General features: G+C 42.7%; 18 protein-coding genes. 13 read left to right on the plus strand and 5 right to left on the minus strand.

Annotation, left to right across the window (positions count from 1 at the left end; genetic code table 11):
- The first annotated feature begins 44 nt into the window (after nucleotides 1–44).
- Nucleotides 45–1,418, plus strand: a complete 1,374-nt coding sequence (locus BACPLE_RS06280; RefSeq protein ID WP_007559967.1) for a sodium-dependent transporter — start codon at nucleotides 45–47, stop codon at nucleotides 1,416–1,418.
- Complete coding sequence (locus BACPLE_RS06285; protein ID WP_007559969.1) at nucleotides 1,418–2,314, plus strand: helix-hairpin-helix domain-containing protein; 897 nt, start codon at nucleotides 1,418–1,420, stop codon at nucleotides 2,312–2,314. Before BACPLE_RS06280 ends, BACPLE_RS06285 begins: the two co-directional genes overlap by 1 nt.
- A 1-nt stretch (nucleotide 2,315) precedes the next feature.
- Here the strand turns inward: BACPLE_RS06285 and BACPLE_RS06290 are convergent, their stop codons facing one another.
- Nucleotides 2,316–3,734 carry an alkaline phosphatase gene (locus tag BACPLE_RS06290; RefSeq protein WP_081458109.1) on the minus strand — a complete coding sequence of 473 codons (1,419 nt, stop codon included), beginning with the start codon at nucleotides 3,732–3,734 and terminating at the stop codon, nucleotides 2,316–2,318.
- A 152-nt stretch (nucleotides 3,735–3,886) separates the two neighbouring features.
- On the opposite strand from BACPLE_RS06290, the gene BACPLE_RS06295 reads away from it, so the two are divergent.
- From BACPLE_RS06295 to BACPLE_RS06305, 3 genes are all read left to right on the plus strand, one after another.
- Nucleotides 3,887–4,849 carry a fimbrillin family protein gene (locus BACPLE_RS06295; protein ID WP_007559974.1) on the plus strand — a complete coding sequence of 321 codons (963 nt, stop codon included), beginning with the start codon at nucleotides 3,887–3,889 and terminating at the stop codon, nucleotides 4,847–4,849.
- 165 nt (nucleotides 4,850–5,014) lie between these two features.
- Entirely contained in the window at nucleotides 5,015–5,584 is a 570-nt protein-coding gene (gene xpt / locus BACPLE_RS06300; protein WP_007559976.1) for a xanthine phosphoribosyltransferase, read from the plus strand.
- An 8-nt stretch (nucleotides 5,585–5,592) separates the two neighbouring features.
- Entirely contained in the window at nucleotides 5,593–6,927 is a 1,335-nt protein-coding gene (locus tag BACPLE_RS06305; protein ID WP_007559979.1) for a nucleobase:cation symporter-2 family protein, read from the plus strand.
- Nucleotides 6,928–7,004: 77 nt separating this feature from the next.
- Here BACPLE_RS06305 and BACPLE_RS06310 read toward each other — a convergent pair whose 3' ends face one another.
- Nucleotides 7,005–7,556: a DUF3332 domain-containing protein gene (locus tag BACPLE_RS06310; protein WP_007559980.1), complete on the minus strand. Its 552-nt coding sequence runs from the start codon at nucleotides 7,554–7,556 to the stop codon at nucleotides 7,005–7,007.
- Between the two features lie 162 nt (nucleotides 7,557–7,718).
- Here BACPLE_RS06310 and BACPLE_RS06315 point away from each other — a divergent pair, with 162 nt between their 5' ends.
- The 4 genes from BACPLE_RS06315 to BACPLE_RS06330 all read left to right on the plus strand — a co-directional run bounded on the left by BACPLE_RS06315 (nucleotide 7,719) and on the right by BACPLE_RS06330 (nucleotide 14,177).
- A complete protein-coding gene (locus tag BACPLE_RS06315; protein WP_007559983.1) occupies nucleotides 7,719–9,296 on the plus strand; it encodes an MFS transporter in 1,578 nt (525 codons plus the stop codon).
- Between the two features lie 242 nt (nucleotides 9,297–9,538).
- Entirely contained in the window at nucleotides 9,539–10,885 is a 1,347-nt protein-coding gene (locus BACPLE_RS06320; protein ID WP_040312519.1) for an MFS transporter, read from the plus strand.
- A 22-nt stretch (nucleotides 10,886–10,907) separates the two neighbouring features.
- A complete protein-coding gene (locus BACPLE_RS06325) occupies nucleotides 10,908–11,879 on the plus strand; it encodes a glycoside hydrolase family 130 protein (protein ID WP_007559989.1) in 972 nt (323 codons plus the stop codon).
- Between the two features lie 69 nt (nucleotides 11,880–11,948).
- Entirely contained in the window at nucleotides 11,949–14,177 is a 2,229-nt protein-coding gene (locus BACPLE_RS06330) for a GH92 family glycosyl hydrolase (protein WP_007559991.1), read from the plus strand.
- Between the two features lie 10 nt (nucleotides 14,178–14,187).
- Here BACPLE_RS06330 and tatC read toward each other — a convergent pair whose 3' ends face one another.
- The 3 genes from tatC to BACPLE_RS06345 all read right to left on the minus strand — a co-directional run bounded on the left by tatC (nucleotide 14,188) and on the right by BACPLE_RS06345 (nucleotide 16,283).
- Nucleotides 14,188–15,003, minus strand: a complete 816-nt coding sequence (gene tatC / locus BACPLE_RS06335) for a twin-arginine translocase subunit TatC (RefSeq protein ID WP_007559993.1) — start codon at nucleotides 15,001–15,003, stop codon at nucleotides 14,188–14,190.
- Nucleotides 15,004–15,008: 5 nt separating this feature from the next.
- Entirely contained in the window at nucleotides 15,009–15,233 is a 225-nt protein-coding gene (locus BACPLE_RS06340) for a Sec-independent protein translocase subunit TatA/TatB (RefSeq protein ID WP_007559996.1), read from the minus strand.
- A gap of 378 nt (nucleotides 15,234–15,611) precedes the next feature.
- Nucleotides 15,612–16,283, minus strand: coding sequence for a DUF4627 domain-containing protein (locus tag BACPLE_RS06345; RefSeq protein WP_007559997.1), 672 nt, complete (start codon nucleotides 16,281–16,283; stop codon nucleotides 15,612–15,614).
- A 213-nt stretch (nucleotides 16,284–16,496) separates the two neighbouring features.
- Between BACPLE_RS06345 and BACPLE_RS06350 the strand changes: the two genes are divergently transcribed.
- The 4 genes from BACPLE_RS06350 (at nucleotide 16,497) to BACPLE_RS06365 (ending at nucleotide 21,704) form a co-directional block, all read left to right on the plus strand.
- Entirely contained in the window at nucleotides 16,497–17,066 is a 570-nt protein-coding gene (locus BACPLE_RS06350; RefSeq protein WP_007559999.1) for a hypothetical protein, read from the plus strand.
- Nucleotides 17,067–17,195: 129 nt separating this feature from the next.
- The gene (dnaE, locus tag BACPLE_RS06355; protein ID WP_007560001.1) at nucleotides 17,196–20,993 is read left to right on the plus strand and encodes a DNA polymerase III subunit alpha; all 3,798 of its coding nucleotides are present in this window, start codon (nucleotides 17,196–17,198) and stop codon (nucleotides 20,991–20,993) included.
- Between the two features lie 38 nt (nucleotides 20,994–21,031).
- Nucleotides 21,032–21,349 carry a thioredoxin gene (trxA, locus tag BACPLE_RS06360; protein WP_007560003.1) on the plus strand — a complete coding sequence of 106 codons (318 nt, stop codon included), beginning with the start codon at nucleotides 21,032–21,034 and terminating at the stop codon, nucleotides 21,347–21,349.
- Nucleotides 21,350–21,368: 19 nt separating this feature from the next.
- On the plus strand, nucleotides 21,369–21,704 hold the full coding sequence (locus tag BACPLE_RS06365; RefSeq protein WP_007560006.1) for a hypothetical protein: 336 nt from the start codon (nucleotides 21,369–21,371) through the stop codon (nucleotides 21,702–21,704).
- Nucleotides 21,705–21,724: the final 20 nt, after the last annotated feature.

Below are 21,724 nucleotides of genomic sequence, written 5' to 3' on the forward strand. Positions count from 1 at the left end.
TACTTTTGTCCCCGTTTTAAAGTGTAATTATAATAAAATGATTTATGCAGCATAAGAGTGAAAGAGCAAACTTTGGAAGTAAATTAGGTGCAATTCTTGCGGCCGCAGGTTCTGCGGTAGGTTTGGGTAACATTTGGCGTTTTCCTTATGAAACAGGAAATCATGGTGGAGCTGCATTTATATTAATTTATCTGGGCTGTGTCATTGTATTCGGGTTACCTATAATGATTGCGGAATTTACCATTGGCCGACGTGCAAAGGCCTGTACGGGTGGAGCGTATGAAACGTTGGCTCCGGGTACACATTGGAAATGGGTAGGCTATGCCGGAGTATTAACCGGCTTTTTGATATTGGGATATTATTCGGTAGTAGCCGGATGGACCTTGGAGTATGTATGGCAAGCTGTTTCGTTTGGATTGTCAGGAAAAACCTCTGGAGAGTATGTCTCTATGTTTCAAGACTTTTCTCAACAACCGTTCCGACCGCTTCTGTGGTTGTTTGTGTTTATGTTTGTTACTCATTTCGTTATTGTGAAAGGTGTAAAAGACGGGATAGAGAAATCTTCTAAAATCATGATGCCATTGCTGTTTATTTTGGTTATTCTGCTAGCTGGTTGCTCTATCATGCTGCCTGGGGCTGAAAAGGGAATCAAATTTTTACTTCATCCAGATTTTAGTAAGGTTACTCCAGATGTTTTTTTAGGGGCAATGGGACAAGCTTTCTTCTCTATGAGCCTGGGGATGGGATGTCTTTCTACTTATGCTTCTTATTTTGGAAAGGAGACTCGTTTGGGGCATACGGCCATGAGTGTAGGGTTGATAGATACGTGTGTGGCTGTGTTGGCTGGATTGATTATCTTTCCGGCAGCCTTTTCTGTGGGTATTCAGCCCGATGCAGGTCCTTCTTTGATATTTATCACTTTGCCTAATGTGTTCCAGCAGGCTTTTGCCAATGTACCTTTCTTGGCCTATATATGTTCTGTGGCTTTCTATGTGTTATTGGCTTTGGCTGCCTTGACGTCTACAATCTCTTTGCATGAGGTTTCTACGGCCTTTCTGCATGAGAAGTTTCATTTTACACGAGGACGAGCTGCCTGTATTGTTACAGGAGGATGCCTGCTGATAGGTATTGTATCTTCATTAGCTTTAGGAGAATGGAGTAGTTTGAAGATTGGTGGGTTAAATATGTTTGATGCATTGGATTATCTGACTGCTAAAATTATGCTTCCGGTATGCGGTATGTTTGCAGCCGTGTTTGTCGGTTGGGTATTAGACAAGAAAATCGTAAGAGGAGAAGTGACTAATTATGGTATGTTAAAAGCTCCTTATTATCCAGTGTATCTGATAGTCTTGCGATTTGTTGCTCCTATTGGTATTCTTGCTATATTTGTCAATGAATTGGGCTTGTTGAGCTGGTAATGTGGAAGGATTTTTTCTATTATTCCCGTTCTGAGAGGAGAGTAATTCTGCTTTTGTTAGGCATACTGGTAATCTTAGGCATTTCTTGGTTGATATGCCATAAAGTCTATAAGCCAGAATATGTACGTCAGGAAGACTCTGCTGAGATAGATTCTTTTCTGGCTTCTGTGAAGCAACGTGAGGTTTCCTATGCTAAGCGCAACTATACGGCATCAGGTGTCAGGAAAGGGCAGGAGGTCGTTTTGTTTGATTTTAATCCGAATACAGCCGATTCCGTACAATTGAAAAAGCTGGGATTGCCTTCTTTTGTAGTTCGTAATATTCTTCGGTATCGGGAAAAAGGAGGCGTTTTTCGTACTCCGGAAGCTTTTGCTCGCATTTATGGGTTGACGGAGGAGCAATATTTATTGCTGAAACCCTATATTCAGATACCTTCAACAGAGGAGGGTAAGCGAGATTCTGTGTATGAACAAGTTAAACCACAAAGAATAGAAAAATATCCGGAAGGAACCCTTGTGCCCTTGAATGAAGCGGATACAGCTCAATTAAAGCGGATACCGGGTGTAGGAAGCGGTATCGCCAAAATGATTGTGGCTTATCGTAACCGTCTTGGAGGTTTTGTTCGTTTGGAACAGTTGCAGGAGATTCCGCATGTAGATACCTGTTTGAATAAATGGTTTGTTGTGCAAGGTACTCCTTTTCGGAAAATACGAGTCAATAAAGATGGGTTGGATAAATTGCGCAATCATCCTTATATGGACTTTTATAAGGCCAAAGCTATTTTGGAGTATCGCCGGAAAAGGGGTAATATAAAAGGTCTTTCCCGGCTTTCTCTCTTTGAAGAGTTTACCGAAAAAGACCTTCAACGCTTGTCTCCTTATTTATCTTTTGAATGATTTATTTGCGTGAATAACCTGCTGTTTCAGCTATTTTTACCGGAATCTCGGTATTGTCAATCCGGTTTTGGAACTTCTCTGCTCCAGCTCCAATGGCAAAGACCGGTACATACCCTGCAGAGTGTCCTCCGCTTGTCCAGCCAGTTAAAGCTATTTCATTGATAATTCGTTTAGCTTCTGCTGCAATAGGTTCGTCTTGAGCATATTCGCTCTTTTCCATTTTTACTTGTTGGTTTTTCATAGTCTGCTCGTACACGTTTTTCAAGCGAGCTTCCTGTTTTTCGTTTAATTGGATTTTATCCCAAAATCCGAAATTGTCTTTTAAGGCCTGTTGTACAGTTTCCCAGGATACCTGATTATTCGTTTTAGAGCGAAGCTGGTTGATGACTTTGGTGAATCCACTTTCACTAACCTTCTGGTTCTTGAGTACCTGCAGGTTCAGTTCATACGGACCTTTTCCTAAAACAAAACCTCCGGTTTCATGGTCGGCAGTAACTACAATTAAGGTTTCATCCGGATGTTGTGAGTAGAATTCGTAAGCGACCTTAATGGCATTGTCAAAGTCGATTACTTCATGAAAGGTCGTAGCGGCATCGTTGCTATGGCATGCCCAGTCGATTTTTCCACCTTCTACCATCAGGAAGAACCCTTTTGATAAATCTTTAGAGAGGAAATTAATTGCCGAACGGGTTATTTCTTGCAAAGTAAGGTCACTTTTTCCCCGGTCAATAGCGTATGGGATGGAAGAACGGTCCGCCTTAGAAGCGGCTTCCGACTGGAACAGAATCATCTTGTCTGCTTTTTTACTTTTCTTGAGATAATCTTTATATCCTCTGGCAATGATGTATCCGTATTGATCAGCCAGTGAGTAAAGATTCGTTGCTTGAGGATTATTTTTGTCCTGTGGTTGTAGAAAGTCTGAACCGGCATAGAAATCAAACCCTGTTTCATATAAGTCTTTTCCTATCTCGTAATAACTTCCTCTTCCTGAAGCATGTGCATAGAAAGCAGCAGGAGTTGCATGGTCTATGCTGACGCTGGTAGCTACTCCTACCCGGCATCCATGTTGTTTAGCCCATGTAGCTACACTGTAAACGGGGGTCTGTAAATCTTTTAAAACTCCGATAGCTCCATTTTTTGTTTTGTTTCCTGTTGCAAGCGCCGTACCTGCAGCAGCAGAATCTGTTACTCCGTTAGTGGCAGAGAAAGTGGTGGCTACGGTTGTGTAGGGGAATTGTGTAAACTGTAGGGGAGTTATACCGATTTTTCCTTCAAGTTCACCAAGATATAATTCTGTGCCTTGTACTTGATTGACTCCCATTCCGTCTCCGATGAAATAGAATACGTACTTGGCTTGCTGTGCATCTATCCGGCAAAAAACCATCAAGAAGAACATAATAGTGATAGATAACTTTTTCATAAAGCCTTGTGTTGAAATTATTTTTTCGCGAAAATAAGAAAAAATACGGCTTCGGAGATTTTTTTTAAAAAAAGATGCCTTAAAATGGGAAACGATTTCAAGTTCTTTCATTTTACTTATTGAATGATGTTACATTTTTTAAACATGTAATTATGAAAAAAAGAATTTTATTAGGGGCGTCTTTGATTTTGTCCCTGTTGGCTTCTTGCCAGCAAAAAGAGAATTTGCAGAACGTGAGTGATGAATTGAACTTGAGCTTGGAAGCTTCTGTGTATGCTTCTTCTGGTAGTTCTAGGGTTTCCACGGATGAGTCGGGAGTTACGACTTTTTCAGAAGGAGATGAATTAGGCTTTTTCATGCCAGAAGAAGATGAACCTGTGAAGTGGACGTTGAGCGGTAGCCAATGGACTCCTGAATTTCCCTTATCGTGGAAAGATAAAGTAAGTAAATTTTCATACTGCGCTTATTACCCTTATTCGTCTGAGGCTACGGTTCGTGGAGATATTCCGATGCCTGATTTGAGTTTACAGAAAGGAACGCTTGCAGGCATTGGAGAGTTTGATTTTCTGACTGCCCGTTGTGAGGTTAGCTATCAGGAAACGGATAATGGAAAAGTTTCTTTCACAGGGGAATCGTCTTTCAGACATGCTTATAGCCTTATTTCTATTACGATAAAGAAAGATTTACCAGAAGAAAATGTATTGATTAGTCAGGCATCCTTTAAAGGAGATAACTTATTTGGTAATAGTACCTATCATTTTGCAGAATCGGAAGCAGAGGATGGTATTTCTTATTTGGAATTACCTGAGGTAGATGCTTTGACATTGAATTTTGAGGAGCCGGTTACTGTAGTTGAGGATACCGGTTATACTTTGTTCTTATTGTGTAATCCACAGGATTTGGTAGAGGATTCTGAATTCTCTATTTCTTATCAGCGAGATGGAATATCTTATACTGCATCTACCCAAAAACTAGGAAATCAGTTTGCAGCAGGTAAATATTATCAGTTTATTCTGAAATTAACGAAGGCTGAATTAAGTTTGGAAGGTTGTGAGGTAAGTGATTGGATTTCTGAAAAACTTCCAGAAATAGCTATTGAAGAAACTCCTGCGTAAGTTTACTACTGATGATTGTTTCCGGAGAAGCTATCAATGAGTTTCTCCGGATTTTTTATGCCTGCTTTTATCTCTTGAAATAGAATTGTAATAAATCTCAGAAAAAACATATAACTTTGCACCTTCAAATAAACTAACAGTCAATTTTGTTCATTTAATATAACAATGAAAGCACTTAAAGACCGCATCATTCGTGATGGAAAATGCTTTGAGGGAGGCATCCTTAAAGTAGATAATTTTATTAATCATCAGATGGACCCTATTCTGATGAAGTCAATGGCAGTAGAGTTTGTACGGAGATTCGCCAGTACGAAGATTAACAAGGTTCTGACCATTGAGGCCAGCGGCATTGCTCCTGCAATTATGGTTGGTTATCTGTTGGAACTTCCGGTTGTTTTTGCCAAGAAGAAAAAACCGAGCACAATGGAGAACATGCTGACAACCACTGTCTATTCGTTTACGAAAGATCGCACGTATGATGTGTGTGTAAGTAAGGATTATTTATGTCCGGGAGATAAGGTGTTGTTCATTGATGACTTCTTAGCCAATGGCAATGCCGCAAAGGGGATTATTGATCTGGTACAGAAAGCAGGAGCTGAATTAGTGGGAATGGGCTTCCTGATAGAAAAATCTTTCCAGCACGGAGGAGATTATTTGAGAGCACAAGGCATTCATGTGGAATCTTTGGCGATAATTGAAAGTTTGGAAAATTGTCAAATTAAAATAAAAGACTAAATCTTTAAATGGAAAAAGAACAACAGCAAACTGCCCAGAGTGCTGGGCTTATTTACGGGTTGAATGACCGTCCGCCTTTAAAAGATTCTATTTTTGCGGCTTTGCAGCATTTGTTGGCAATCTTTGTAGCTATTATTACCCCTCCACTGATTATTGCAGGGGCATTAAAATTGGATTTGGAAACCACCGGATTTTTAGTTTCCATGGCTCTTTTTGCATCGGGTATTTCTACATTTATCCAGTGCCGTCGCGTAGGACCGATAGGTTGTGGACTGCTGTGTATTCAGGGAACCAGCTTCTCATTCATTGGTCCGATTATTTCTGCGGGCTTAACAGGTGGACTAAGTGCTATTTTCGGGGCTTGTATTGTAGCTTCTTCGGTGGAGATGTTAATTAGCCGAGTGTTGAAGTATACACGCAGAGTTATTACTCCTTTGGTATCGGGGATTGTGGTGACACTGATAGGTATGAGTTTGATTAAAGTGGGAATCTCTGCTTGCGGGGGTGGAGCTGCTGCACAGGCAGATGGTACTTTCGGGGCTTTCCGCCATATTGGTTTGGCTGCTTTGGTACTTGTCTTGATTATCTTTTTCAATCGTAGTTCCAACCGTTATTTGCGAATGAGTTCCATTGTTATCGGCCTGGTGGTTGGCTACGTATTAGCGTGGGCATTGGGAATGGTTGACTTTTCTGCTGTACAGAGCTATGGTGGTTTCAATATTCCTATACCTTTCCGTTACGGTATTTCATTTGATATTTCTGCTATCATCGCTTTAGCGTTGGTTTATTTGATTACGGCAATCGAAGCGTATGGGGATATTACAGCCAATTCATTGATTTCTGGGGAGCCGGTAGAAGGGGAAACGTTTGTTAAACGTGCTTCCGGAGGTATCTTGGCTGATGGTTTTAATTCCATGCTGGCCGGATTCTTCAACTCTTTCCCTAACTCGATTTTTGCTCAGAATAATGGTATGATTCAGTTAACTGGAGTAGCCAGCCGTTACGTAGGATATTTCATTGCAGGTTTCCTTATTTTGCTGGGCTTGTTCCCTGCAGTAGGATTGATTTTCTCGTTGATGCCTGAACCGGTGTTGGGTGGAGCCACTTTGTTGATGTTTGGAACAGTGGCTGCCGCAGGAATCCGAATCATTTCTGCACAGAAAATCAACCGTAAGGCTACGCTGGTGATGGCTTTGAGTTTTTCTTTCGGCTTGAGTGTGGAACTTGTACCGGATATTCTTTGTCAGTTGCCGGAAACCGTGCGTAATATATTTTCTGCAGGTATTACAACTGGTGGACTGACTGCCATCTTGTCTAATCTGCTGATTCAGATAAAAGAATAAAAAACATATTGGATTAAAAGAAGAAAGGCTGCCTCAAGATTTTTGGGACAGCCTTTTTTATGGTTTTAGGATACTGCTTATCGAGAAGCAAACATTGATTGGCTATTAGCCTGACGTGCAGAAATCATACCTTGCAAATCGGGAGATACAGTCACCGGAGTGCCGTCCTGCTGTTTGAAAGTGATAGTTCCGTCTTCATTCATGGTAATCAGTTCGAATGTCTGACCTTCGGCAGAAGCATTCCATGTATTCTTTTCTTTGTCATAAATTAAGGTAAGTGGCTTGTCTTCTTCACCCTTCTTTGTGATAGTGTAGCCATCTTCATTGGTCTGTACAAGGTATTCTCCGCTTTCACCTTTTACTGTTTTTACGCTACCTACATCGGCCAAAGGATTTGAACCAGACCAGAACTCGATAGAGTTCAGTACAATGACGTCTGCCAAATAAGCTACTTCATATACAGGTACGATATGAAATGCTAAAAAGACAATTTCATTCACGAATTTATTGCCAATGTTGTTGTTCCAGTCCTTCAGACTACTCCATAAACCAAATGAACCGATACATGAGGAGCATATAATGCTGCCGCTCAGAATCAGGCAGGCAGCCGAAAATTTTAGTTTTTTCATACGCAATTTCAATTTTGGGTTAATATTTTATATGTATTGTCGTTTTGCTATTACAATTTGTTACAAAGTTAGAAGATATTTTGGATTATGAAAGAAAAAGGTAAAAAAATAGTATCTTTGCGCTGTTTTTTGTGAGAAATTAATGATTAAATAAAAAATAGAATGAAAGAAACAATTCAGAAGAGATTGAGCGATTCGAAGACGGCACGCTGGACCGCTTTGTTTATCGTTTCGTTTACCATGATGTGTGGTTATTTTCTGACGGATGTGATGTCTCCGTTGGAAAACTTGTTGACAACAAAGGGTCAGGTGGTATATTTTACAGATGATACCTCTATGCCGGCAGACAGTCTGGTGGCCAAAGTGAATTACTTTTCTTCGGAAGAAATGCTTTCAAATCCGTTGCTGACTGTAGAGCAACTTGAGGAAGGAAGTAAGGTGCAGTATTATGAGATGCAGAATGGTGCACAGATACAGACAGAAAAGACAATTAGTTCTGTCGCCAGAGGGGAAGGCTGGTCAAGTACGGAATATGGCTTCTTCTCAGGGGCTTATGGCTTGATTAATGTGTTCTTGCTGATGCTGTTTTTCGGTGGGGTGATTCTGGATAAAATGGGAATCCGTTTTACCGGAATGATGTCTTCTGGATTGATGTTTATGGGAGCTCTGATTAAATGGTATGCCCTTTCTTCCGATTTTGGAGATGCACAGCTTTTTGGGATGGACATGCAGGTGGCATTGGCTTCTTTAGGATTTGCGATCTTCGGAATGGGCGCTGAAATCACAGGTATTACTGCATCTAAAGTCATTGTAAAATGGTTTGCCGGAAAGGAACTGGCGCTTGCCATGGGACTTCAGGTGGCAATGGCTCGTATTGGTACTGCTGTGGCTTTGGCGGTAAGCTTACCAGTAGCCCGTTGGATGGGAGATGTTTCTTATCCGGTGTTGTTCGGAGCCATTTTGTTATGCGTGGGATTTGCTTCATATATGATTTATTGTGTCATGGACCGCAAGGAAGATGCTTCTGCCGCAGCTGTTCGCATGGAAAACGGAGAGGCTGAAGAAGAAGGTTTCAAATTGTCCGATTTGAAACTGATTTTCTGTAGCAAGGGCTTCTGGTTGATTAACCTGCTGTGCCTGATGTTCTATGCCGGTGTGTTCCCCTTCCTGAAGTTTGCGACAAAACTGATGATTTATAAATACGATGTGCCGGAATCTTTTGCCGGATTGATTCCTGCCTTATTGCCTTTTGGAACCATTCTGCTGACACCCGTATTCGGCTCTTTATATGACCGTATCGGTCGCGGAGCTACCTTGATGATTATTGGTTCAGTCATGTTGACAGTGGTTCATGTGTTGTTTGCTCTTCCGGTAATGAACTACTGGTGGTTTGCTGTTATTGTCATGATTGTATTGGGAATAGCATTTTCTTTGGTACCCAGTGCTATGTGGCCTTCAGTTCCTAAGATTATCCCGATGAAGCAGTTGGGTTCTGCTTATGCTACCATTTTCTATATCCAGAATATCGGGTTGACAATGGTGCCTTGGTTGATTGGATGGGTTATCGAACATTTTGCAACTTTGCGTAACGAAGCTGGTGTAATTGTAGGCTATGACTATACGGCTCCGATGGTTATTTTTGCAGTGTTTGGTCTGTGTGCCATTCTTATTTCTACATTGCTTCGTGTAGAAGACAGCAAAAAACATTATGGACTGGAAGAAGCTAATATGAAAAAATAATTTTTAAGTCTCTTTCATGGAAGGAGCGGGGGTGTGTCAGGCACATCTTCAGCTCCTTTTATTTTTATTAATACCTCATAAGAAGGGGGAATGGCGGTATATACTTTGTCTTGTGGATTTTTTCCCGTATCTTTGGACTGTTTTTATGTGAGAATCTGTCTGTGAGATAACAAATGGCCTATAAAGGGCAATAAACTACCGGATAGATTTCTACATGAGAAATGTGTAACAAAAATTTAGCTATGAATAATACGAAGAAAAAATCACCTATATCATGGGTCCCTACAGCATATTTTGCCATGGGACTTCCTTTTGTAGTACTCAATATGGTTACCGTGTTAATGTTTAAAGGGCTTGAGGTAGATGATAAACTAATCACCTTCTGGACGTCGTTGATTCTTCTGCCCTGGACATTGAAGCCATTGTGGAGTCCTTTTCTTGAACTTTTCCGGACAAAGAAATTTTTTGTGATTGTCACTCAGTTAATTACGGGAGTCACTTTCGGACTGGTAGCTTTTGCGTTGAACCTGTCCCATTTTTTCAGTATTTCCATTGCGCTGCTGGCCATTGTTGCTTTTAGCGGAGCTACTCACGACATCGCTTGCGATGGAGTGTATATGAGTGAACTGTCCAATGAAGACCAGGCAAAGTTTATTGGCTGGCAGGGAGCCTTTTATAACATAGCAAAGATTCTGGCAACGGGTGGTTTGGTATACCTGGCTGGATATTTCATCGAGTTGAATGCAGATGCCGGATTGCTGACTGCCAACAAAAGGGCTTGGATGATTATTTTGCTGATTCTTTCCGTAACCATGATTCTTCTGGGAATCTATCATCTGTTTGCTCTGCCGTCTACCCAGTCGGCTTCTTCTAAAAAAACATTACGGAGTAACAAGGAAGTGATGAAGGAACTGGGACAGGTATTGATGGACTTTTTCCGCAAGACACACATCACTTATTATATCTTCTTCATCATCCTTTATCGTTTTGCAGAAGGATTTGTGATGAAGATTGTACCGCTGTTCCTGAAAGCAGACCGGGAGATGGGAGGCTTGGGACTCAATGAAAAGGAAATCGGACTTTATTATGGTACGTACGGAGCTGCGGCCTTTGTGTTGGGTTCTTTGCTGGCAGGATATTATATTGCCCGACGGGGATTGAAAAAAACAATCTTCTCGTTGTGCTGTATTTTCAACCTTCCTTTTATGGTGTATGCCTTGTTTGCTTACTTCCAGCCGGAGAGTGGTTGGATAATATGCAGTGGCATCGTCTTTGAGTATTTCGGATATGGTTTCGGCTTTGTCGGACTTTCTTTGTTTATGATGCAGCAGGTGGCTCCCGGCAAGCATCAGATGGCTCATTATGCATTTGCTTCAGGAATCATGAATTTTGGAGTGATGATTCCGGGAATGTTAAGCGGCTGGGTGTGCGAAAGTCTTGGCGCATGGTTTGACAAGCCAGGAGGCTATGAGCCTTTCTTTATCTTCGTACTGATTGCTACAATTCCAGCTTTCTTGATTACTTATTTCCTTCCGTTTAAGTATGATAATGGAGGAAATTTGCTCGAAGGCGAAAAAGAATATGTATAATAATCAATTAAACTAACTGGATATGAATGAAAAATTTGTAATGCCCTGGGAAGAACGCCCGGCAGACTGTAAAGAAGTAATGTGGCGCTATTCGAAGAATCCTGTTATCGGACGTTATCAGATACCTTCATCGAATAGTATTTTCAATAGTGCGGTAGTTCCCTTCAAAGATGGATTTGCTGGGGTGTTCCGTTGCGACAACCGAGCTGTACAGATGAATATCTTTGCTGGTTTCAGTAAGGACGGTATCAACTGGGAAATCAATCATGAGCCGATTGTCTTTAAGCCCGGCAATACGGAGATGATAGATTCAGAGTATAAATATGACCCTCGTGTGACTTGGATTGAAGACCGTTACTGGATTACATGGTGCAACGGTTATCACGGACCTACCATCGGCATCGGTTATACATTCGATTTCAAGGAATTCTATCAGTGCGAGAATGCCTTCCTTCCATTTAACCGTAACGGCGTATTGTTCCCGCAGAAAATTAACGGTAAGTATGCCATGCTGAGCCGTCCGAGCGACAACGGTCATACACCTTTCGGAGATATTTATATCAGCTACAGTCCCGATATGAAGTATTGGGGTGAGCACCGTTGTGTAATGAAAGTGACTCCTTTCCCGGAAAGTGCCTGGCAGTGTACAAAGATTGGAGCCGGCTCTGTACCTTTCCTGACAGAAGAAGGCTGGCTGATGTTCTATCACGGGGTTATTACCACTTGTAACGGTTTCCGTTACTCTATGGGAGCAGCTATTCTGGATAAGGACCATCCGGAAAAGGTACTTTATCGTACCCGTGACTACCTGTTAGCTCCTGCTGCACCTTATGAACTGCAGGGAGATGTACCCAATGTAGTGTTCCCGTGTGCTGCTCTTCAGGATGGAGAAAGAGTAGCTGTGTACTACGGGGCTGCTGATACCGTGGTAGGAATGGCTTTCGGTTATATTTCCGAAATCATTGATTTTGTAAAGCGTACTTCTATTTTGTAAATGTAAATATTTAATAAGGCTGTTCCTGTAGCCAGACGCTATGGGAGTAGCCTTTTTTATTTTAGGCCTATGAAAAAACTAATCGCATCTCTGAGCTTTTTGTTCATCTGGAATTGTGCCAATGCGCAGGACCCGGTGGACTATGTAGACCCGTTTATTGGAACAACCAATTTTGGTACGTGTAATCCGGGAGCTGTCTGTCCGAATGGTTTGATGTCGGTCGTTCCTTTTAATGTGATGGGGTCGGATGAAAATACCTATGACAAAGACGCTCGCTGGTGGTCTACTCCTTATGAATACACGAACAGCTATTTTACCGGACTCTCTCATGTCAACCTGAGTGGGGTGGGTTGTCCTGAAATGGGTTCTCTGTTGCTGATGCCCACAACCGGTGAATTAAATGTCGACTATCATCATTACGGAAGCAAGTATGAAAAGGAAACGGCTTCACCGGGATATTACAGTTTGCAGCTGACCAAATATAATATTAAAGTAGAGGCTACTTCTACATTGAGAACAGGGCTTACCCGCTTTACTTTTCCAAAGGGGAAGAGCCATATCCTGATGAACCTGGGAGAAGGACTGACCAATGAATCGGGAGCTTATCTGCGCCGGATAAATGACCGTGAAATTGAGGGCATGAAGTTCTTGGGTACGTTCTGTTATAATCCTCAGGCTGTGTTCCCTATTTATTTTGTCATGCGTATCAACAAGGCTCCTAAGCAGACAGGTTACTGGAAATTCCAGCGTAAGATGACGGGGGTAGAAGCAGAATGGGATAAAGATAATGGCAAATATAAATTGTACACGCAGTATGACCGGGATTTGGCTGGCGATGATATCGGTGCATGGTTCACTTTCGATACAGAAGAAAATGAACAGATAGAAGTGGCCGTGGGTGTATCGTTTGTAAGTATGGAAAATGCCCGTCAGAATTTGGAAGCTGAGCAACATGGAGCTGGATTCGATGAAATCTATGCCAGCGCACGGAAACAGTGGAACGACGATTTGAGCCGTATCACCGTAGAAGGAGGTACAAAGGAACAGAAAACGGTGTTCTATACTGCCTTGTATCACACGCTGATTCACCCGAATATCCTCCAGGATGTAAACGGGGAATACCCAGCCATGGAAACCGGAGAAACGAAGACAACTAAAAACAATCGTTATACCGTATATTCTTTGTGGGATACCTATCGTAACCTGCATCAGTTGATGACTCTGGTGTATCCCGAACGTCAGATTGACATGGTACGTACTATGGTCGATATGTACAAAGAGCATGGGTGGTTACCTAAATGGGAGTTGTACGGACGTGAAACCCTCACGATGGAAGGTGACCCCAGTTTGCCGGTGATTGTGGATACCTGGATGAAGGGTCTGCGCGACTTTGATATGGAAACAGCCTATGAGGCTATGCGCAAGTCGGCCACTCTTCCTGGAAAGGAAAACCTGATGCGTCCGGACAACGATGATTATATGAGCAAAGGCTATGTGCCTTTGATGGAACAGTTCGATAACTCCGTATCGCATGCTTTGGAATATTACATTGCCGATTATGCTTTGTATACGTTGGCCAAGAGCATGGGAAAGAAAGAGGATGCCGATTTGTTCTACAAGCGGTCTATGGGATACAAGCATTATTATTGCAAGGAATTCGGAACGTTGCGTCCTATTTTGCCGGACGGAAAATTCTATTCTCCGTTTGATCCGCTTCAGGGACAGAACTTTGAACCGAGTCCGGGATTCCACGAAGGTAACTCTTGGAACTATACCTTCTACGTGCCGCATGATGTAAAAGGACTGGCTCGCCTGATGGGAGGACAGAAGAAGTTTATCGACAAACTGCAGATGGTATTCGACAAGGGTTATTATGACCCGGCCAATGAACCGGATATTGCTTATCCTTATCTGTTCAGCTATTTCAAGGGTGAGGAGTGGCGTACACAGAAAACCGTTCGCGAACTGCTGGCTAAGTACTTTACTCCCAAACCTGACGGTATTCCGGGAAATGACGATGCCGGTACCATGTCAGCCTGGGCTGTATTCAGTATGATGGGCTTCTACCCTGACTGTCCGGGTGTTCCTGAATATACGTTGACCGACCCGACTTTCGACCGTATTACCATCCGTTTGAATCCGGATTTTTATGGAAAAGATAAACTGGTCATTGAGAAGAAGGAGAATGGTTCACCGGAAGGGTATATCCAGAAAATAGAACTTGGCGGCAAGAAAACAGGTTACCGAATTAATCACAATGACTTGGTAAAAGGCGGCACATTGACGTTCTATAAATAACACAAGCAGATTAGTTTTCCCCTTTTGTTCGTCTTTTCTTTACGGTGTGGCGTACCAGAAAGATGCTGGCTTCGTATAAAAGCACGATGGGGAAGGTTACAATCAGCATAGTAAACACGTCTGAGGTAGGAGTGATGATGGCAGCGATAATCATTGCGACAACCCAGGCGTGTTTTCTGTATTGTGCCATGAAATCGGCAGACAAGATACCCAGTTTGGCCAGCAGCCAGGTAAGAATCGGAATCTCAAACGTGATACCCATCATCAGGCTCAGCATGTTCAGTGTATCAATATAAGAACTGAGCAGAATGGTATTTTCCACCTCCTGACTCACTTGATAGGTCGAAAGAAAGCGGAATGTAAAAGGAAATATCAGGAAATAGCTGAATAATACTCCTGTCAGGAAGAGTAGATAGCCCCAGAATATCAGCCAGCGGGAATATTTCTTTTCATTCTGGTAGAGTGCCGGCGAAATAAAATGAAAAAGTTGATAGAGAATATAAGGAGAAGCCAGCAGAATACCCGCATAGAACGAAACACTCATGTGGGTGAGAAACTGGCCTGAAAGTTGTGTGTTGATAAGTTTTACCGGCAAAGCTTCCGCTTCCAGTCCGGCTATATGCAGTATTCTTCCTAACCATGCAAAGAAACGGTAGGTACAGAAGTCGCCCTCTTTGGGAGCAAGGATGAGGCCGAAAAGCTCTTCTTTGAAACAAAAGGCCAGCAGCATAAGCACAATTACCGCACAAGCGATGTGGATAATCGTTTTGCGCAATTCGTCCAGGTGGTCCCAGAAAGTCAGTTCCGTTGGTTGCGTTGGTTTCACGGTTGTTATTTTTCTTTTTTCTCGTTCGAAGTGGTTTCTTCCTTCTTTGGGTTTGTTTCTTTCAGGTTATCTTCCACTTCGTTCATGCCTTCCTTGAAACTTCTTACACCTTTACCAATACCTTTCATCAGTTCGGGAATCTTCTTTCCGCCGAACAGCAGCAAGATGATTAAAGCAAGAAATAAAAATTCCTGGGTACCGATACCCATAAACAGCAATGTAGTATTCATGTACTTTTTGTGTAAATAGAGAGTTAGTTTATAGTTTATTCTTCCGCAAAAATATGGATTGTTTTTTATCTGAGCAAATGTGTATTCTTTTGCCTTTTTAGTTTTTCAATAAAAGTGGTAGGATTTAGTACATTTTTATGAAGTGACGATTCGTTTTTTATGTCCTCTTTAGGTAGAACTTATGTTTCTCAAGACGGAAACCTACATTCTCCTTACCTGAGACGTATGTTTCAGGTAAGGGAAACATAAAAAGTAATGGGACATTAGAAGATAAACGAAAAAGTGTTTCAAGTATTCATAGAAAAGGAAAAGACAGACCGCAAGAGAAACTGATATTTGTCCTCTTGCGGTCTGTCTTTTTATAGGTAAGGAATAAAATTATTTCTTAGTCAATGAAACATTGTCAATCAATGCTTTGGAGTCTTTTGTCTGAAGCTGTATAACGATGACAAAATCACCTAAAGTAGCATCTGATACGGGAGCTTCCGTAACTGTTCCTCCTTTATCTTCCACCCCTTTGATACTGGCAAATGCATTGACTGTTTTTGAGAAATCAAAGCTTGCTGATACTTTTGACCATCGGCCGGCTTTTTTGATTACACGGCTATAAGCTGCGGCAGACTGGTTTTTGGTGGATTCGTCGCTGAGGTCAAATCCTTCACGCATAATGAAAAGATTGTCTGTTTTTGCATCACGGATGAAGAAACGAACCTGTGCTCCGTCTGTAAGGGCCTTCATGTCGAAAGACAATGTATATACGGCTTTTTCTGCTCCTTGAAGACGCTGGCCCAGATAAGCTTTGTACCATGAATTGTCTGTGGTTGTTGCAATCTGTACGGCATTGCCATGCTTTTCGTCATCAGTTGCGGGGCTGATGGTGGTTGTACCGTTGGTCTTGTCAAATGCAAACCAGTCTTCTGTAGAAGGAATGGATGCATAAGTCTTTTCGTTATTCAACGGAGTGTCGAAGTTGCCGTTTTTTACTAAATTTTGTGCATGGGTTCCCATTGCTAAGAAAGCCATTGCAGCTACAACAAATACTTTTTTCATAAATTTCTTAGGTTAGTTTTGATCGATAGTCTGTACAAATATACGAAAATTCATCTATATGCAGATTCCTTTTTGGATTGTTTAGGGTTTTAAAATGTGACTGTGGTGTGAGATATGGCGATATATTGGGCAAATGTCAGCAAGATGTCAGTTAGAATTTTCGCTATTGTGAGAGGGAGTGTATAGCTTTGTTTCTGAAAAATATAGCTGGATATGGAAAAGAAAAGACATTACGTTGTCATGCGTCGGTTTATTATTCTTTTTTCTTTTATAGTTGGAATTGCATCTTTCTTTATTTCTTATAATAAGAAAAAGGATTCGTCTTTGCCCGATAAACTGGAGCAAATGATGTGTCGTACGAAGATGAATGTGCATTGTGATCCTTTTTATGGTTACCAGGTACATTATCCTGCGTTCTTCGAACAGGTTCCGGATTCACTCATTCATGAAACGGGATGTTGCCAGTTTTATTTTGGGAATATGCTGAAGATTGCTCAGACAGCTTTTATCGTAACTAATCTTGAAGGATTTACCGTGCGGCAGGGGATGGAACATTTTGCCATGGAACAGCATGCCACTGAACGGCGGTGTGGAAATGATTATTTCATTCTTTCCGGACCTCTTTATATCAACCATCGGCCAGTAGAGGGCTATCGTTTTTATGCCAAGTATGTGCAGCGGCAAAAACTCTGGTTTGTGCAGTCTTTGTCTTACCCTGCGAGTTGCACACGTGCTGTTTCACGACTTATTGAGCTGATTGATAACTGGCAAGTGTGGGAGTAGGTGAAAGGCTCAGGTATTCCATTGGGTTCAGAAAGTCAACGAAATTTTTCTTTAAAAGTTTCGGGCTGTCTTGTCTCTTCCCTAAAAGATGGGTATCTTTGACTCGTTTTTCATTTAACATTGATACTCATGCAGGATTTTGTTCATTTGCACGTTCATACGCAGTATTCTATTCTTGACGGACAGGCTTCTATTCCCCGGTTGGTGGACAAGGCCATGGCCAACGGCATGCGAGGAATCGCAGTGACCGACCACGGAGATATGTTCGGTATCAAGGAGTTCTTCAACTATGTCAATAAGAAGAACGGGGGCACGAATGGGGAAATTAAGGATTTGAAGAAGAAAATTGCCGCATTGGAAAGTGGTAAGGAAGAGTCGGAAAACCCCGAAGCGGAGATTGCAGCTTGCAAGGAACAGTTAGAGGCTGCGAAAAAGAAGCTGTTCAAACCAATTTTCGGTTGCGAAATGTATGTAGCCCGCCGCCGTCTGGAGGATAAGGAAGGTAAGCCTGACCAGAGCGGGTATCATTTGGTGGTATTGGCTAAGAATCTGAAGGGTTATCATAACCTGATTAAACTGGTGTCGAAGGCATGGACCAAAGGATTCTACATGCGTCCGCGTACAGACCGTGCGGAGTTGGAGAAGTATCACGAGGGACTGATTGTATGCTCGGCTTGTTTGGGAGGGGAAGTGCCCCGACGTATTACGGCCGGACAGTTTGAAGAGGCTGAAGAGGCCATCCGTTGGTACAAGAATCTTTTCGGAGATGACTACTACCTGGAACTGCAGCGCCACAAGGCGACGGTGGCACGTGCCAATCATGAGGTGTATCCCATGCAGCAGGTGGTGAACGAAAAACTGATTGAATATGCCAAAAAATACAATATCAAGCTGGTGTGTACGAACGACGTGCACTTTGTGGACGAGGAAAATGCCGAAGCCCACGACCGGCTTATCTGTCTGAGTACAGGAAAAGACTTGGACGACCCTAACCGTATGCTTTATACCAAGCAGGAATGGATGAAGACGCGGGAAGAAATGAACGAAGTCTTTGCCGATGTGCCGGAAGCCTTGAGCAATACGGTTGAGATTTGTGACAAGGTTGAGTTTTATTCAATTGACCATGCGCCTATCATGCCGACGTTTGCCATTCCGGAAGATTTCGGTACGGAGGAGGAGTATCGTAAGAAATTTACGGAAAAAGACCTCTTTGATGAATTTACCCGCGATGAAAACGGCAACGTGGTAATGGATGAGGCTGCGGCGAAGGCCAAGATTGAACGTTTGGGCGGATATGAGAAATTGTATCGTATCAAACTGGAGGCCGATTATCTGGCAAAACTGGCCTACGACGGGGCCAAACGACGTTATGGCGAGAACCTGTCGGAAGAGGTGCAGGAGCGTATCAAGTTTGAGTTGCATATCATGAAGACCATGGGTTTTCCGGGATACTTCTTGATTGTGCAGGACTTTATCAATGCGGCACGTCATCAGTTGGATGTGTCAGTCGGCCCGGGACGTGGTTCGGCGGCAGGTTCGGCGGTAGCCTATTGCCTGGGGATTACGCAGATTGACCCGATTCAGTATGACTTGCTGTTCGAGCGTTTCTTGAATCCGGACCGTATCTCTTTGCCTGATATTGATGTGGACTTCGATGATGACGGACGTGGTCGCGTGCTGAACTGGGTAACGGAGAAGTATGGACAGGAAAAAGTGGCACACATCATTACGTATGGTACGATGGCTACTAAGTTGGCTATCAAGGATGTGGCCCGTGTACAGAAACTTCCGTTGTCGGAATCAGACCGTCTGTGTAAGTTGATTCCGGATAAACTGCCCGATAAGAAACTGAATTTACCGAATGCCATTGCTTACGTGCCGGAACTGCAGGAAGCAGAAGTTTCACCGAATCCGGTGTTGCGCGATACCATTAAATATGCCAAGATGCTGGAAGGTAACGTGCGAAACACAGGTGTACATGCCTGCGGTACGATTATCTGTCGTGATGATATTACTGACTGGGTACCGGTGAGTACGGCAGACGACAAGGAAACCGGAGAAAAAATGCTGGTTACCCAGTACGAAGGTTCGGTGATTGAAGATACGGGGCTGATTAAGATGGACTTTCTGGGCTTGAAAACCCTGTCTATCATTAAGGAAGCCATTGAGAACATTCGTCAGAGCAAAGGTATTGTATTGAATATCGATGAAGTACCGATTGATGACCCTGCAACTTATCGCTTGTACAGTGAAGGACGAACCATCGGAACCTTCCAGTTTGAATCGGCGGGTATGCAGAAGTACTTGCGCGAGCTTCAGCCCAGTACGTTTGAGGACTTGATTGCCATGAACGCCCTCTACCGTCCGGGACCGATGGATTACATTCCAGACTTCATCGACCGTAAACACGGCCGGAAGCCGATTGAGTACGATATTCCGATTATGGAGAAATACCTGAAGGATACGTACGGTATTACAGTGTATCAGGAGCAGGTGATGTTGCTGTCGCGTTTGCTGGCCGACTTTACACGTGGTGAATCGGATGCCTTGCGTAAGGCCATGGGTAAGAAGTTGCGTGACAAGTTGGATCACATGAAGCCGAAATTTATTGAAGGTGGAAAGAAGAACGGACATGATCCTAAGGTGCTGGAGAAAATCTGGGCCGACTGGGAAAAGTTTGCATCGTATGCGTTCAACAAATCACATGCTACTTGTTACTCGTGGGTAGCTTATCAGACGGCATACCTGAAGGCTAACTATCCGTCTGAGTACATGGCCGCTACGATGAGCCGGAATATTTCGAACATCACTGAAATCACGAAGCTTATGGATGAGTGTAAGTCGATGGGCGTGAAGGTGCTGGGGCCGGATGTGAACGAAAGTAACCTGAAATTCTCAGTCAACTACCGTGGTGACATTCGTTTCGGATTGGGAGCCATTAAGGGAGTAGGTGAGTCGGCTGTGCAGAGTATTCTGGACGAAAGACGGAAAAACGGTGAGTTCAAAAATATCTTTGACTTTGTGCAGCGTGTAAATCTGTCGGCTTGTAACCGTAAGAATATTGAAAACCTGGCGTTAGCCGGTGGTTTTGATAGTTTCTCAGGTATCAAGCGTGAGGATTTCTTTGTGAAGAATGCGAAAGACGAATCCTTCTCAGATATATTGGTGCGTTACGGCAACAAATATCAGCTGGATAAGGCAGCCGCTGCCAATTCTCTATTCGGAGGAGAACATGAAGTAGAGGTGGCCACTCCGGAGATTGTGCCGGCCCCGTCGTGGAGCGATTTGGAGCGTTTGAACAAAGAACGTGATTTGGTAGGAATTTATTTGTCGGCCCATCCACTGGATGAGTTTGCCGTGATTTTGGAAAATGTATGCAACGTACACATGGCCGAACTGACTGACTTGACTCCACTGCAGAATCATGATCTGGTGCTGGGAGGAATCGTGACTGGGGTACGTGAAGGATATACCAAGACGGGAAAGCCCTATGGTATTGCAAAAGTGGAAGATTACTCGGGTACGGCAGAATTTGCTTTCTTTGGTAACGAATGGGTGGAAAAGAAAAACTTCTTCATGGAAGGTATGTTCCTTTTCATGAAAGGAAAGTGCCAGCCTAAGCAGTGGAAACAGGAGGAATGGGAAGTGAAAATCAACAGTATTGAACTACTTCCTGAAGTGAAGGAAAGGGTTGTAGAAAAGTTGACGGTAACAGCTCCGCTTTCAGCTATCGATGACCAGTTGATTATGGAATTCTCTTCCTTGGTGAAAGATAGTCCGGGAAATGCCGAACTTCATTTTCTGGTTAGGGATGAAGACGGGCAGATGTATGTAAACCTGATGTCACGTACGATGAAGATTTCTGTACAGAAGGAACTGGTCAACTATTTAAAAAACCAGCCATTGTTGGACTATAAAATAAATTAGTATATATTTGCGTAGAGAACTTAAAAACATAGATAATTATGGCATTGAATATTAAAGATGACAACTTTGAAGCTATTGTAGCTGAAGGTAAACCAGTGGTGTTGGATTTTTGGGCTACATGGTGTGGTCCTTGCAAGCAAATTGCTCCATATATCGAAGAACTGGCAGAAGAGTATAAGGATAAGGTAAATATCGGTAAATGCGATGTAGATGAAAATGCAGACCTTCCTGCACAGTTTGGTGTGCGCAACATTCCTACCGTATTGTTTATCAAGAACGGAGAAGTTGTGGACAAACAAGTAGGAGCTACCACTAAATCTGCTTTGCAGGCAAAGGTAGAAGCTTTGTTGAAATAACTAAAAAAACAGATAAGTTATGGGAATGGAAGACGATTTCTTGTTGGAAGATGAGGACGATGAAAAAACCATCGAGTTCATAAAGAACTATTTGCCTCAGGACATGAAAGAGGCTTTCTCGGACGATGATTTGTATTACATCTTAGATTTGATTGTGGATTATTATACCACGAGTGGTTGTCTGGATGCACAGCCGGACGATGAAGGGTATATCAACATCGATCAGGATGAAATTGTGAACTACATCGTTAAAGAGTCTGCCAAGGATGGAATGGGCCCGTTTGACCCGGAGGCGATTTTCTTTGTCGTGCAGGGTGAAATGGAATATGGCAATCAGTTGGGACAAGTAGAGTAACAAAGTACCATATTATCATT

This window comes from Phocaeicola plebeius DSM 17135 (assembly GCF_000187895.1).
In the GTDB taxonomy this organism is placed as follows: domain Bacteria; phylum Bacteroidota; class Bacteroidia; order Bacteroidales; family Bacteroidaceae; genus Phocaeicola; species Phocaeicola plebeius.

Coding starts and splice junctions, on each gene's coding strand:
- BACPLE_RS06280 (WP_007559967.1), top strand. CDS start 45: ATGCAGCATAAGAGTGAAAGAGCAAACTTTGGAAGTAAATTAGGTGCA.
- BACPLE_RS06285 (WP_007559969.1), top strand. CDS start 1,418: ATGTGGAAGGATTTTTTCTATTATTCCCGTTCTGAGAGGAGAGTAATT.
- BACPLE_RS06290 (WP_081458109.1), bottom strand. CDS start 3,734: ATGAAAAAGTTATCTATCACTATTATGTTCTTCTTGATGGTTTTTTGC.
- BACPLE_RS06295 (WP_007559974.1), top strand. CDS start 3,887: ATGAAAAAAAGAATTTTATTAGGGGCGTCTTTGATTTTGTCCCTGTTG.
- xpt (WP_007559976.1), top strand. CDS start 5,015: ATGAAAGCACTTAAAGACCGCATCATTCGTGATGGAAAATGCTTTGAG.
- BACPLE_RS06305 (WP_007559979.1), top strand. CDS start 5,593: ATGGAAAAAGAACAACAGCAAACTGCCCAGAGTGCTGGGCTTATTTAC.
- BACPLE_RS06310 (WP_007559980.1), bottom strand. CDS start 7,556: ATGAAAAAACTAAAATTTTCGGCTGCCTGCCTGATTCTGAGCGGCAGC.
- BACPLE_RS06315 (WP_007559983.1), top strand. CDS start 7,719: ATGAAAGAAACAATTCAGAAGAGATTGAGCGATTCGAAGACGGCACGC.
- BACPLE_RS06320 (WP_040312519.1), top strand. CDS start 9,539: ATGAATAATACGAAGAAAAAATCACCTATATCATGGGTCCCTACAGCA.
- BACPLE_RS06325 (WP_007559989.1), top strand. CDS start 10,908: ATGAATGAAAAATTTGTAATGCCCTGGGAAGAACGCCCGGCAGACTGT.
- BACPLE_RS06330 (WP_007559991.1), top strand. CDS start 11,949: ATGAAAAAACTAATCGCATCTCTGAGCTTTTTGTTCATCTGGAATTGT.
- BACPLE_RS06340 (WP_007559996.1), bottom strand. CDS start 15,233: ATGAATACTACATTGCTGTTTATGGGTATCGGTACCCAGGAATTTTTA.
- BACPLE_RS06345 (WP_007559997.1), bottom strand. CDS start 16,283: ATGAAAAAAGTATTTGTTGTAGCTGCAATGGCTTTCTTAGCAATGGGA.
- BACPLE_RS06350 (WP_007559999.1), top strand. CDS start 16,497: ATGGAAAAGAAAAGACATTACGTTGTCATGCGTCGGTTTATTATTCTT.
- dnaE (WP_007560001.1), top strand. CDS start 17,196: ATGCAGGATTTTGTTCATTTGCACGTTCATACGCAGTATTCTATTCTT.
- trxA (WP_007560003.1), top strand. CDS start 21,032: ATGGCATTGAATATTAAAGATGACAACTTTGAAGCTATTGTAGCTGAA.
- BACPLE_RS06365 (WP_007560006.1), top strand. CDS start 21,369: ATGGGAATGGAAGACGATTTCTTGTTGGAAGATGAGGACGATGAAAAA.